Genomic DNA, 14,501 nt, shown 5'->3' on the forward strand with positions numbered 1-14,501 from the left:
TCAGTCGTCCTCGTCGAAGTCGAAGGCGCTCTGCGTCTGAGATGGCTTCTTCGCGGACCTGGCCACATCGAGGATCTCAGGCCAGCTCGTCACCAAGGTGTTGAAGGAGAGCGCATCCTTCGTCCAGCCATTGCCTTCCGCGACACGGAACAGCAGGTGGGCAAGTTCCTTCACCAAGTCCGGATCCACCGCGCCGTCGGGTCGGCTCAGCGCAGCTTGGAGGAAGTCTCCCGCAGGAGCAATGCCGTCCCGCTCCAACACCTTGATCAAGTGATGCAGCGCTTCCCAGTTGCTCGTGTGGAGGTCCTCAACTGGGTCGTAGTCCCAACTCAGGTCAGCAGGCTTGGTGAGCTGAACCTTCCCGGCACGGCTGACCAAAATTCCGTCGCGATCCATAGCGTCCACCGTCGTGTTGCGAGCGTTAGCAAGGTTGTTCGCATCCCCGAACGCACCCACGTCGTAGCCGTGTTGGCGATACCAGGCAATCGCGAAGCGAGACGGAGCGTCGAAGTCGCCCTCCTGCTCATTGAGCACCTGGTCGAGGATCTCGTTGATCCGCGAAAGTGCCGAACGTACAGTCATCTTCTTGCCGTCAGGCTCCAAGACCGCACTATAGCGACTGAACACGGCCATCCCCGGTCCGATCGCGGCCTGCGGCAGGTCGACGGGCGCGATCTGCCCCTGTTGCAACTTGCGTAGGGCATCGGGAAGCTCTGCCTCAAGGGCAGCGATGAAGCCACGGCGATCGGTCGTCGACGCGTCCTCTGGTCGTGGGCGTAGTGACAGCACAATCGACGATGCCAATGCGTTCTTGTTGTTCCCGATGAGCCTCACACCGGACTCTGTCCGCAAGGGCCAAGTGGACGTGATCTCCCAACCCGATCGAATCATTCCCTCAAGCAGCGTCTCCCACCCTGTTGAGGCCTCGCCGACTTCGTCCGCCTCGCTCTGCTTGAAGGCGTAGTAGACAGCGATTGGGTAGTCATCCGACGCCGAATCCCTAACACGAGCGAATACGTCTCGGAAACCGTTCTCGAAGAACTCGTGGGCGCCACTCTTGCCGTTGTGCCGGTACGGATTCGCCACCAGCTCCTCGGCCTTTGGGACGAGCATCGTCCCAAGGAGATCAGGGTAGATTTCCCTCAACGTTCGGCGTTGCCACACGTAAAAAAAGTCCGAGAGATCCGAGTAGCCGATGTTGTCGTAGTACGGCGGGTCGGTTGAGACCAAAACGCCGGCGTAGGACCGCGTCGACGCATCAGCCTGCTCCACCACTGCCGGCTCGCTAGCCGGGAGGCAGTCGACGACCTTGGCAACCCAATTGAGCTGTCCTAGGTATCCGCCGGTCGACTCGGAGAAGGGCATGGCCTCGGTGTAGTCCCAGGCCATGGGAATGGCCTGTCGCCCGAAAACGTTTCGGAGCTTCTCCCCTGTGTTGTGCCAGCTACAGATCGACGACCAATAGTCGGCACACCGAGACGTCGACAGGCCGAGGTAGGTTGCGACAGCGTTCGCATAATCGGCCGAGCCGCCGTCTTCAGCCACACGAGTCCGGGCTTCACCCACAAGGTCGCTAAACGTGGTGAGCGCAACAAGCTGCCGGTTGGTGAATAGGTCCGCCCAGGTCGTCATCCCGTAGTTCGGAGTCTTGAAATCCCGGGGATTGGTAGGCAATTCTCCCAGCGGAACATCATCCGGGCGCTCCACGTTCGCCGCCTCGATGTGTTCTGGAGTGGCTTCCACGTAGTGCCGCCGCCGCTTGCCCTCGGCCACGACAGCCATCAGGCGCGCCGAGATCCGCTTGGCGCGGCCCTCACTGCGGATGTAATTCAGAGGCACCGCCGTCTGGCATGACACGCAGTGCCCGCCAGTTCGCCCGACGGTGCCATCTTCCGACGCCTTAGGTCCGCCGAGTTTGCCCTGCCGCACCTCGAACTTGACTCGCATCCCCGAGGAGTGGTTCGGGTCGCCGACCACGACCGGAGCAACGTAGGTCTCCTTCCCAGCCTTCTTCGAGAGCCACCAAGAGCGAACCAGCGGCATGTCGATACCGCACGCAGGGTTCGGGCAGGTGACGGTTCGCGCCCAGATCCAGGCAATGGCCGTGGCGGAGGTTCCGTCGGCAAGCTCCACCGCTGGGTAGAGATGACCGATCCGTTTCGCCGCCTCGTGACGGAGCCATTCGCCGTAGCTGCGGACGTCTGCTGCCAAACCCTCCGGTCCACTCCAGGACAACCGAGCACCGGAAAGCCCCGGGTAGACCGGTGGCTGGTTTCGGAAGGCCGACGGGATCTCCGTCAGCGCCTTGTTCAGCAGAACAGCCACGGGGTTCAGGTCCGACGCGCGCGACGGAAGGCCGAGCCGTTGGGCCTCCAGCGGGATGGTGCCGCCGCCGGCAAATGGGTCGAGGACGGGAGGAGGGTTGCCTCCAGTCGATTTCAGGATCTCGGCGTGTGCTTCCGCCAACAGGCCGCTATCGCGGACGTTCTCCCACACAACGAGTCGTTCGATGAGCCCGTGCAGCCGCTCTCGCTCGCCGTGCTGCGCGTCCTCCGTCGGAAACTCCTGTGGACGAGCGCTGGGGTCGTCTACGAGCTGCGCGAAGATAACTGCTCGCGCTGCTGCCAGGGGACGGCGCGCCCACCAAAGATGCAGGGTCGACGGGTGACCGTGCCGGATAGCCTTCTCACGGGCTGACTCCCGGTTGATCGCCTCCAGCGGCAGCGCCACCTCGATCAGCTTGCGCTTCTGAACCACTTCGACCCCTCTGCCCGCTCCTGGGCATGACCATGCGGCGCCGGAGCACCGCGACTTGCATGGTCCAAACCTATCGGCGGCGGCCGACAGAAACGTGGGCGACGTGCAGGTTCGCCCGATATGCACCCCCGCAGTGGCGGGTCTCGGCAGACTGGCAGGGAGCGTCTAACTGCCGTGCCATCGATTGACACCCGCGCGACGAGCCCGACCGACTCATCGCGCTGTGCCTCCTAGCGACGCTTTTTCTTCGTCTGCCTCGCGGCGCGTTCCGCGGCCCGGCGCCGTTGTGTCATCTGTGCTTGAGTGTCCATGTCGCCGAGCGGCCTGAGAGAAGCGACCAGCTCGGCGAGGATCTCGGGGGGTACCTCGGTCTGCCCCGAGTCGTAGGACGCCCCGATGATCGAACCGGTTGGCTCGTCGTACACGAATGATGCGCCGCGCAGATAGCCAAGTTGATGCTTCTTGGCGACCATGTAGGCATGGGCGCGTTGGACGACCTTTTCGCCGTCCATCGCGTCAGGTCGCGTCATCCACACCAGCAGCCAGCCATCCTCCTTAGTAAGCCCCCAAGGGGTGGCAATGCTCCGGGGCTGGCCGTTGGGCGCTGGATGGCTGGTCAGGTCTCCTGGGTAGTCCGCAAGCTGCTGCTGTGCATCTGAGGAGCCTTCGAGAAGCGTGGCGCCGATGCTCAGCCAAGCGAAAATGCCGTTGTCGCGAAGCCAGTCGATGAGCGGAGCCAGCGGGGAGGGAACCATCTGTGGCTTGGGCGCGGTGACCCCAGTCTCGCCGCCAGCGGGAGTGTGCAGCGAGAAGTACCACGCGTCGAGGTCATCGGTGTGGCTTGTGACGAGCCCGGGGACTTGCTCTCTGTGGCGTCGCAAGTCTGCCAGCCGAGGCTTGCCGAGCCACGGCATCTCGCGCGCTACCAGAACGGGGTCAGGTTCGACGTACAAACCCATGCGGAAGAAGAGCAAGAACAGGTCCAGTTCATCAACTGCCATGAACATCTCGGTGGCCTTGGGCTCCGTCCTCCGCCGAACGTACAGCAAGAACTCCGCAGGGCGGTCGACAAGCTGCGCGATGAGGTCGAGGTCGTTAAGCGAGACTGTCCAAGGGATGTCTTCGGGCGAGAGAAGCCCGGCCCCAGCCAATTTGGCTGTCGCCGTGGCGATACCTGGCATGTCGTCAAGACTTGTGACGACAGAATGGATCTCGCGAACGTCTGTCAAGTCGATCCAGGAACCATCGCGAAGACGAAGACCGTGATCCTGGGTGATCCGCTGCTTCATTCGACTGGCTTGTTCTGCTCCCTTTGCGATGGCAGCCGCAAGATTGCGACGTAGAGGGCTCAACTCGCCGGTCCGTGAGCGGTCACTGAGCGGGATGGCCTTGTCCTCGACGATGAACGCAACATCGTGGAGAACAAATAGGTGATCCCCTTCCACGAGCTTCGTATATCCCGAGGGCTCACCAGAGGCCTCCGACTCAGTTGCGGGTACGAAGTACTCGACTCCGTGGTGCTCCGTGACCCCAGGGACGAGTGTCCTGAAAAGGTCCGCCACTCGGTCCTCCAAGAACTTGCCGCGATGGGCTGCGTACGTCTCCCAGTGCGCCGAGTTCTTCAGGGCATCCTCGAAGCCCGACTTCACTGCATCGGCGATCAGAGCCGGGTGAATGGTCATCACGAGGTCGTCGCGAACGAAGAGTGGGTGCGCGCGTACGGGCGAGTTGCCGTCCAGGTAAGTCCGCAGTGCTTCTTCCGCGTCTCCTGATGGGACAGAAGCAGCAAAGAACTCTGCCACCTTCCTTCCCGCTTCTTTCGACAGTCCAGCCTCGGTCGCGACGTCGGCGATGGGGACGGCCGCTTGTGCAGCGGACGGGTTGAAAAGCCCGGTGACTCCCTCAATCGCGACGCGCTTCTCTTCATCCGTGGGGACATGCGTGGTGCTCATGTCGATCGAGTTGAATGCGTCAGCGAGACCTTGACTCCGTGCATTGAACTGGTCCATCTGCATCTGATGGCAGGTGTTGAGGAACGCCAGCGCATCTTCAACGCCGAAGCCGACGAGGGCCTTGATTCCCGAATCGACAGCGGGAGCGCCAAACAGACCCGTGAGTGTCTCCTCTTGCATCTCGGGGTAGGACGTACCTCGCATCCAGCGTCCGTTGTTACGAACGAATGCCGCCACCTGCGCCATGTCGTCGAACTTGTCCGCGGCGAGTAGGTCGCGGACTGTGGCGAGGTTCAGAAGCTCATGGGCAAGAGAAATCAGCCGCTCGCTGATGACCCCGCACAGCTCCTGGTCGACCCGCTTCGGAACGAGGCTGCTATCCAACTCCGCCGATGCACAGAGGAGAGCGACAGCCAATATTTCGGAGACGGCTGGACCGCTCTGTGCCCCCGCAGCCGGAATGACGCCCGCAGGAGCGAAGGGCAAAGTCATCATCCGGATAGCCTCAAGGGCCCCAAGAGGGTCGTAACCAACGAGCCCCTCCACGAACTGCTTCGCTGAATCGTCGATCCGTCCTTCAACCTCTGCCTGAGGGTCGGTTGCCTTGAGGATGTCCGAGAATAGGTCGGCCGTGTCGAAGGTGCAGTTGAGCACGACCTCGACGTGCTGATCCATCTGCCCGACCTGGGGCTTGCTGCGGCGGGACTTCTTCCGTCGGTTCCGCGAGGACTTGGACGCCATCAGAATGGCGCCTTCCCCTTGGCCCACTGCTTGGCCCAGTCGCCCCGGATGCCGGTGGCGTCGAAGTCGCCTAAGTCGGTGGTGGCGAAGGGGTCGTCGAGGTAGCGAACCTCGTCGTGCTGCGCTCCGCGTGGGTCGACCTTGACGAGGGCGAGGCGGTAGCGCGGGACCGCGTTCTTCCCGGTCATCACCTCGTTGTGGGTGATGAAGAAGTCGGTCGCACCTTCGATGCGGGCTTTGACCTCGATGCGATAGGTGTCGCCGGCGGCGTCGGTCGAGAGGATGTCGAAGCCGGGGTTGTTGAAGGCCTGCTCGACCGGCTTGCGCCCGAGCTCTCTTTCACGTGCGAGCACGAGGTCGACGCCGCGGCGCTCGACCTCCTTGGTCTCGTTGGCGTGGATCGGAGCACTCGCGGGGACCTGCTCTTCAAGCATCGCGATGGGGAGCACGAGCGCTGCGGTGACGATGCGCGGCGGCTTGGTGGACATCAACTGCTGGTGGTCGAGCAGTTCCAGCCGCTTCCGGAGCCGCACGTCGAGCTCGACTGCCTTGCGGTTGAGGCTGTCGGAGGACTCCTTCGCCTTGCCGCCGGCCTGCTCCTTCTCCGAGGCGATGGCAGCGTCCAGCAGCAGCCGGTCCCGTTCGCCTTCCAGCCGCTTGGTGACCAAACTGCGCGCCTTGCTCAACTCGGAGAGCCGGCGCGGCTGCACCTCAGCCAAGTACTCGGGGAGCTGGTTCGCGATGATCCAGCTCGTCGCTCGGTCCTCGGCCTCGGCGAGCCAGGGCAGGGCTCGGGCGGCGTCGACGACGGGGCTCGACGGTGCAGCGACGCAGTCGAGGTACGGCGCGGGTCCGGCCGGTCGGACAGTGCCGTAGGAGTCCACGAAGGCGTACCCGAACCTGCGAGCAACGGTGCATCCGGTCGCGTCGGCGACCTCCTCGACGACACCGACAAGCAGATGTGGCTCCTCCAGCGTCGATGACACGAGGGCGGTGCCTCGATTCAGGGCGCCGCCGAACTGCCGCACCGCTTCGTCCATGACGGCGTCGTGGAGAGGATGTCCGGGTGCGAGAAGGTCGGCGCGGGCGAAGTCGCCCGACTGGACCTTGCCCAGCTCGAAGGTGACCCGGTCGTACTTGGTCGCGATGGGTCCCTTCCCGGCGCCGCGTACGTGCTGCGGGACGTTGGGGATCTCGTAGCGTCCGTGTTCGCGCTTGACGATGCGGCCTCCGAGCTTGGCGAAGGCAGCCTTGAATGCGAGCTCGATGTAGTGCGGTTGCAGCCTCCGGGCTCGGGCCTCGTCCATCGCCGCTCTAAGAGCGTGTAGGTCGGCGTCCGCGAGATTCTCTGAGGCGAGTGCTCGCTCGTCGAGCAGGTCCTTGAGTCCGTCCCCAACGCTGGCGTCGATGACCTCGTGCATCTTGGCCTTCACTTCTGGACGCTCGCCGTACTGGATCGCCTCTAGGAGGAGGTTGCGTAGCGGTGTTTCGTTGAAGGCTTCGCCGAGCACGTCGAACACCTTGCCGCCGTACGTCTGGCGCATCTGCTCCAGCTTCTCCAGCAGCCGCGTGAAAACCTCCCCTTCGCGGGTGTTGGCGGCGACGAGATTCCACAGGCGGCAGACGTCCTCCTGGCCGATGCGGTGGATGCGGCCGAAGCGCTGCTCGATGCGGTTGGGGTTCCACGGCAGGTCGTAGTTGACCATCAGATGCGCAGCCTGAAGGTTGAGGCCTTCGCCGGCGGCATCGGTGGCAAGGAGGATCTGCACGTCCCGGTTCTTGGTGAACTCCTCGGTGATCACGCGGCGCTCGCCTCGTCGGACGCCGCCGTGGATCGCCTTGACAGCGTCGAGCTTGCCGAGGAGTGAGCCGATCTTGGCTTGGAGGTAGTCGAGGGTGTCGCGGTGCTCGGTGAAGATGATGAACTTCCGCGGCCATCCGTTGCTGTCGGAGACCAACGCGTTGTCCTGGAGAATCGTAGACAGCTCGGTCCACTTGCGGTCCGTGCCTGCCTCCCGGACTCGCTTGGCCGTCTCGATGAGGTCGGCCAACTCGATGAGCTCGGCGTTGAGTTCTTCGACGGTCTGCGCGGCCGTGGCCGCGTCCATCACGTCTTCTTCGAGTTGCTCCAGCTCCTCGGCGTTGTACTCGTCCTCATCGAAGTCGCCCAGGTCGACGTTGGGGTCGGTCTCGCGGTAGGTCCCGTTGAGGATCTCCTGCTTCTTGCGCTCCAGCCGCTCGCTGCGTCGAACGAGGCTCTTGTAGATGGCCTCCGGAGAGGATGCGAGACGTCGTTGCAGGACGGTGAGAGCGAAGCCGACTGTGTTCTTCCGCTTGCCCCCGAGCTTCTCGGCGCGGTTCATGCCCTCGCGGACGTAGTGCGTCACGTCCTCGTAGAGGTCCTGTTCCAACGCGGTCAACTCGTAGGGCACCGTCTCGGCGATGCGTTCAGGGAAGAGCTTCTTGCCCTCGAAGGTCAGCAGGTCCTCCTTGACCATGCGGCGCATGATCCCCGAGACGTCCACGGACTTCTTCTGCTTGCCTTCAAAGCGGTCGCGGTCGAGCAGGGTGAGGAAGAGCTGGAAGTCTTCTTCCTTCCCAGAGTGCGGCGTCGCGGTCATCAGCAGGAGGTGGCGGGTGATCTCGCCGAGCAGCTCACCGAGCAGGAAGCGCTTGGTCTTCTCCAACTTGCCGCCGAAGTAGTGCGCTCCCATGCGGTGGGCCTCGTCGACGATGATCAGGTCCCACTCGGTCTCCTTGAGCTCGGCCTGGAGCTGCTCGTTGCGGGAGAGCTGATCCATGCGGGCGATCAGCAGCGGGTTGGTCTCGAAGACATTGAGGTTGATGTTCGCGTCGATCAACTGGTTCGTCAGCAGGTCGAACCGGAGACCGAACTTGAAGAAAAGCTCGTCCTGCCACTGCTCCACCAGACCGCCGGGCGCGATGATGAGGCACTGCTTCACGTCGTCACGAAGCAGCAGCTCCTTGATGTAGAGGCCGGCCATGATCGTCTTGCCTGCACCCGGGTCGTCAGCCAGCAGAAAGCGCAACGGCGTCCGCGGGAGCAACTCGCCGTAGACCGCGCGGATCTGATGTGGCAGCGGCTGCACGTCGCTGGTGGCGACCGCGAGCATCGGGTCGAAGAGCCCAGCGAGCGTGATCCGCTGCGCCTCCGCGACCAGCTTGAAGTCACTGGCAGGAGCGTCGAAGGCGCGGCTCCCGGTCTTAGCGACCGACAGGTTGCCCTCGTCCTTGCGGAACACGACCTGCTGCCCCAGGCCGCCGGTCGAGGTCTTGTACGTCAACTCCAGCGCGGCTGAGCCGTGCCACTGCGTTGCGATGACGGTGACGACCTCCGCTGGGATGAGGCCATCGATCCTCAAACCCGGCTTGAGCTCTTCGAGCTGCACTTCTGACCTCCTGGATGACAGTCGGCCCACGCTACTGGAGCGGTCCGACAATCCGATTCGAGGCATTTGCGTCGGTGGCCACGATTAATCTTCGCAGCAACCCCAGAGACGAACGAGGCAATGGATCGAGAACAACGTCAGGAACTACGCGCGACCGCTGACGAGGTCGCGCGTAGGGCCGACCGTGCGCAGGCCATCGTCGCCCACCGCAATCGGGTCGAGAAGGCCGCTGGGGAGGCCGTCGAATCCCTGCGCGACCGCACCGCCGCAGTGCAGGTGAGCGGGAGTGTTGCTTGGCGAGCGATCCCGCTCCGAGGTGACGACAGCCGAGCCTTGGTGGCGATCGCCAAGCGGTCACACCTCCCGACCGTCTCCACGGTTGACGAGTCGCGGTTGGAGGAACTGACCTCCTCGGTGCCGGTCGCTGTCCATGACGTGAAGTCGGTGGTTGGCGCACGGCGCTTCTTCAGCGGTAGCAAGAAGAAGTCCACCGGCGCCTCCGCATCCGACTTCCTTTCGACGTACCGCACGGAAGAGCTTGGCGCGGGCTTGCCGGAGTTCCTCGACAGACTCTCGCGCGACGACGGGGGCCAGCCTGATCAGTTGCCGGTCGAGGATGCGCTGACCGACTGGGTCGGACTGCGCCCGCACATCGGCGACCTGGGCGACGATCCCGAGATCAGACCCGTCTCGGTCATCGGCCGGCTCGCAGACTCCATCGCCTCCATCGACGCCGCGTTGCATCGTGAACAGCGGTTCCGGGACGAGGCCAAGACTGCCGGTGCGGCGGTGCGCAAGAGTGAAGTCCGCAAGCTGATGCGCGAGATGCCCGTCGAGCGCCTCAAGGACGCCACCCGCGACCGACTCCGCATCGGCCCACTGACCGACGTGGGGATCAAGAACATCCAAGCGGTGCTCGATCGCGGCACCCAGCTAGAACATCTTCCAGGCATCGGGGCGACCACTGCGGCGCGGATACGCGGAGCGGCGCAGACCCTGTGGCAGACGACGTACGAAGGGATGCCGGTCCGCATCGACATCAAGGCGCGGACGTCGGAGGGAGCTGAGTTGCTTCGCCGCCTCGGTGCGTGGGAGGCGATGCGGAAGACGAAGGGGGCGACCACCGACCTGGCTCTGAAGGACGCACTCGCTCAGTTGGCGAAAGTGATCGACAAGAAGGTCACCCATCTCGTCGTGGTGGCCGCCGGGTGGACCGTCGCCCAGTTCGAGGACGCTGTGCTGGCCGTGAACAAACGAGCCGCGCAGATCGCGGGGAACGCCACGGGATCGGCAGCGAAAGACTCGTGGGAGGACTTCCTCGCTCGACCGGCCGACTACTTCGCGATGCTCTCCGAACTCGGCTTCGTCACCGAGAACGAGGAGAAGAGCCACGGAGACCTGCCCGACGACATCGTCGAGGCTGTCCGTAGCCTCGAACTCAACACCCAGCACCTGACCGCATCGCTGCGCGGCTACCAGAGTTTCGCCCGCTTTGCTCTCACGCAGCGGAAGGTGGTGATTGGCGACGAGATGGGGCTCGGCAAGACCGTCGAGGCGATCGCGGTCTTGTCGCATCTTCGAGCCCAACGACGGCATCATTCGCTCGTCATCTGCCCAGCGGCGGTGGTCACGAACTGGGTGCGCGAGATCCAGTCGAAGTCCAGCCTCCGGCCGCACAGAGTCCATGGACCGGGGCGCGAAGCCGCGCTCCGAAACTGGGTCCGCAACGGCGGCGTCGCCGTGACAACGTACGAGGGAATCCACTTTCTCGGGATGAACCTCCCCGCGCACGGCGACTTGGACGATGTCGGCTGCGTCGTCGTCGATGAGGCGCACTACATCAAGAACCCGGCAGCGCTGCGCTCCCAGCGCGTCGCCCAGTTCGTCGGTCAGTCCGACTACTCGATCCTCTTGACCGGCACGCCGCTGGAGAACCGCATCGACGAGTTCCGCAACCTCGTCGGCTACCTACGCCCAGACCTCGTGATCGACGCCAACGAACTGGCTCCCCGCAGATTCCGACGGCAAGTGGCTCCCGCCTACCTGCGCCGCAACCAAGAAGACGTCCTCACCGAGCTCCCCGAGCTGGTGGAGGTGAACGAGTGGCTGCCCATGTCCAGTAAGGACGAGCAGGCTTACCGGGACGCCGTCTACGGGGAAAACTTCATGGCGATGCGCCAAGCCGCGATGGCCAGCGGGAATGACTCCGAGAAGATGCGCAGACTCATCGAGATCGTCGCCGAGGCAGAGGACAACGGCCGACGAGTCATCGTGTTCTCCCACTTCCGCAACGTCCTCGACCAGGTCGCCGGCACCCTGCCCGGCAAGGTCTTCGGACCGCTCACCGGATCTGTGCCGGCCGCCGCCCGTCAGACGATGGTCGACCAGTTCTCCGCCGCCGGGCACGGCGCTGTGCAGGTCTCGCAGATCATCGCCGGTGGCATCGGGCTCAACATCCAGGCCGCGTCCGTCGTGGTGATCTGCGAGCCGCAGCTCAAACCCACGACCGAATGGCAGGCGATCGCCCGCGCACGACGCATGGGACAGCTTGAGACCGTCCAGGTTCATCGCCTGCTATCCGAGGACGGCGTTGACCAGCGGATCACCGAAATCCTTGCTCGCAAGAAGGAGATCTTTGATGACTTCGCCCGCGTCAGCGACACCGCCGAAAGCGCACCCGAAGCCTTCGACATCTCCGAAGCCGAATTGGCACGCGAAGTCGTCGCAGCTGAACGAGAACGCCTCTTCAATCAGGCCAACGCCGAGCCCGGCGAGGAAGCAGCCGACTGAAGCCCACCAAGAGTCCGGGAGCGATAGCGTTCCGTGGCATCAGCGTGGGGCTGGGGACGACCGTCCGGAAGAGTGGCATGGCAGAGGAAACAGTTCGCACGAGCCGAAAGTTCTCCTGGGATGAAGTAGACCCCAGGCTGGTCCGGAAGCTCCTGGCCACGGCATACAGCGCAGACGGACAGTTCGAGGATGCCCGCCATGCGCGGCGGCTGTCCGATGCCGAGACTAGGCAGCAGGCACGGGCCACCTTCGGGCGGCCACCGAAGAAGCGGTTTAGGGACGATCCGGGCCTGCTCGACGTGCTGCGTGACGCCTGGCTTCCCGCTGCAAGCCCCGACCTCATTTCTGACCTGGTGTATCAGCTGGATCGCTACAGCCACATCACTTCAAAGAAGGCGGGTCTCCAGCGAATTCGGGACTCCAATCGCACCTCACGCCTGAAGCATCTTGTATGGAGGAGCTTCATCGACGCTCACAAGGCAGAGATGAGCGTTAAGCAGCGAACCCGAAGCACGACGGAAGCAGTACGTCACGAAGGGATCTTCCTAAGGGGGTTTGAACAGAAGCGGCGCACACCCTATCCACACCAAAGCGAGGCATGGGGTGCACTCGACACGTTGCGGCGCTCGCACAGGGAGCGACGTGTCGGCTCAATCGAAATCCCCACGGGCGGCGGCAAGACCGCCACTGCGGTGACATGGCTGATCGACGAACTCGCAAAGCGCCCGAAGCTGCGGGTCCTTTGGATAGCCGACCAGCACGAGCTCGTCGAACAGGCTGCGCGGGCGTTCGAACACACCGCGCGTACTCAGTCAGGAGCTTTCGCCAAAAAGCTTCGTATCGTCCATGGGGCGGCGGCGGGGTCCTCGATGCTGAATGATCCCGCTCTTGATGTTGTTTGCGCTACGCGCCAGTCCCTGTTGGGGAAGACTTTCGATCGGACAGCCAAGGCACATCTCAGCAGCTTTCTATCTCGCCCAGTTGTTGTGGTGATCGACGAGGCTCATCATGCCGTGTCCCCGACCTACCAGCGGCTGATCGACTTCATGTGGTCAGTCGCAGCCGACATGATCCTCATCGGCTTGACCGCGACGCCGTGGCCGGCGGGGCAACTTAGAACCTTTCAGGAGACGTTTGGCAGCATGCCCCTCGTGAAACGCACCACCACTGAATTGATCGCCACCGGCGATCTGGCTCGGCCCGTCGTACATACCGTCCCCACCAACGCTCGCGTCGACCTTTCCGATGAAGCCAAGCGGCTCCTCGGCAATACGCGCGAGTTGCCGCCTGAGGTCGCGCGACAACTAGACCAGGCGGGTCGCAACACTCTCGCCGTTGAGTCGTGGCTCAAACATTCCGCGATGTGGGGAAAGACGCTCGTCTTCGCATGCGATACCCGCCACGCGGATGCGCTCGGAAGGGAATTCGAATCGCGCGGCGTTCGTACTGACGTGGTCCACAGCGCGGCTGACACAAATCTTGCCGTCGTGCTCGACAGCTTCCGTGCGGCCACAGACGAACGAGTACTGGTCAGTGTCGGGATGCTTCTCGAAGGTGTTGACATCCCGAACGCGCGCACCGCCTTCCTGTGCCGTCCGACCGCCAGCAGGATCGTCATGCGGCAGATGATCGGTCGTGTTCTTCGCGGCGTACGCGCTGGTGGTGACCCCGAGGCACATATCGTCGATTTTGTCGACCAGTGGGGCGAGTTCGTCGGCATCCTGCGCCCTGTCGACTTGCCCGACGTGGCCGTAAGCCCTACGTCCGCTGGCGAAGGCACCGCGGAGCACAAGCTGCCGCCAATCATGTCGTCAGATGGCGCGAGCGAAATTGGGTCTGACTTACTGCACGCGATCGAGCGGTCGATGAACGAAGCAGTGAAGCGTGGAGGGCTCTCGGCGACATTGAGCGGTTCACGTTTGATCGGCTTCTACGATCTCGATCACCGCAGGATCCCCGTCTTCGAGCACTGTTTGGAGACATGGCGAGATGTGTCGACGTGGGCGCTTGGGCCACGGTCAGGCCGAGCACGAAGTGCCGTGAGCCTGTTCGACGACGTCCCGCCTCCATCGCCCTTAGACGAAGAGATCGACGGGTTCATCGAGCAATGTCGGTCCATCGGCACGGCGCCCCCGTTGGTGCACCTTGATGCAAGTCTGGATGTCCGCGCCGCTGCCCGGCGATTGATCAACGCGGGCGCGACCAGTGAACACGATCGGGTCGAGATGCTGCGCAGAGAGTACGAGACGACCCTTGCAAGACCGTTCTTCCCAAGCCTCCAAATGTTCATCGAGGCCGTCGACCAGGAGAAGCTCGATCTTCTTGACGTGATCCCATCCGGCGCCAACCCTGAGTCAGTAAGAACGGTGAACCTTCCTTCACCGGCCCGGCGAAGGGTAAACCACAATCCGCACCGGGAAGGTGTCCTAGAAGGACTGCTAAGCGAGGTCGTGACCGAAGGTCGACGGCTACTCGCGGGCGAGTCCGAGTACGACGGCTGGTTGGACGACGAATGGCTTCCTTGCATCAGGTGGAGCAGACGCCCGCTAAAGAAGATGTGGGCTTTCCACCAAGTGCAGCTACCGTCGTGCGGCAACAAGTTGCCGTTCATCGCCGTCAACAGCGCGCTTCAGGTTTCCACGAAGTACGTGCCGGACGAACTCCTCCGCTATCTGATCTGGCACGAGTTGTGCCATCACCTCATGCCCAGGCAAGGACACAATGCGGAGTTCCGACGCCTGGAAGCGTTGTGGACCGACCACGCTCAACTGGATTACGAGTTGGACACGCTCGGCGAGCGCTTCGAACTGCCAGGAATGCGAGATAGTTCATGAACGGCCACACACTTCAG

Annotated in this window: 5 protein-coding genes; 2 read left to right on the forward strand and 3 right to left on the reverse strand. The window is 63.4% G+C overall.

What is annotated here, in order from left to right:
* The 3 genes from BKA23_RS09880 to BKA23_RS09890 form a co-directional block, all read right to left on the reverse strand.
* Positions 1–2,757 (reverse strand): DUF1156 domain-containing protein, encoded by a 2,757-nt coding sequence (locus BKA23_RS09880; protein ID WP_145227580.1) that lies wholly within the window; start codon positions 2,755–2,757, stop codon positions 1–3.
* 230 nt (positions 2,758–2,987) lie between these two features.
* On the reverse strand, positions 2,988–5,384 hold the full coding sequence (locus tag BKA23_RS17810; RefSeq protein ID WP_211841639.1) for a hypothetical protein: 2,397 nt from the start codon (positions 5,382–5,384) through the stop codon (positions 2,988–2,990).
* Between the two features lie 65 nt (positions 5,385–5,449).
* Positions 5,450–8,860 (reverse strand): helicase-related protein, encoded by a 3,411-nt coding sequence (locus BKA23_RS09890; RefSeq protein ID WP_145227581.1) that lies wholly within the window; start codon positions 8,858–8,860, stop codon positions 5,450–5,452.
* 120 nt (positions 8,861–8,980) lie between these two features.
* Here BKA23_RS09890 and BKA23_RS09895 point away from each other — a divergent pair, with 120 nt between their 5' ends.
* Both BKA23_RS09895 and BKA23_RS09900 read left to right on the forward strand, forming a co-directional pair.
* Positions 8,981–11,650 (forward strand): DEAD/DEAH box helicase, encoded by a 2,670-nt coding sequence (locus BKA23_RS09895; protein WP_145227582.1) that lies wholly within the window; start codon positions 8,981–8,983, stop codon positions 11,648–11,650.
* 77 nt (positions 11,651–11,727) lie between these two features.
* The gene (locus BKA23_RS09900; RefSeq protein WP_145227583.1) at positions 11,728–14,484 is read left to right on the forward strand and encodes a DEAD/DEAH box helicase; all 2,757 of its coding nucleotides are present in this window, start codon (positions 11,728–11,730) and stop codon (positions 14,482–14,484) included.
* The last annotated feature ends 17 nt before the right edge of the window (positions 14,485–14,501 follow it).

Source organism: Rudaeicoccus suwonensis, assembly GCF_007829035.1.
Lineage (GTDB): Bacteria > Actinomycetota > Actinomycetes > Actinomycetales > Dermatophilaceae > Rudaeicoccus > Rudaeicoccus suwonensis.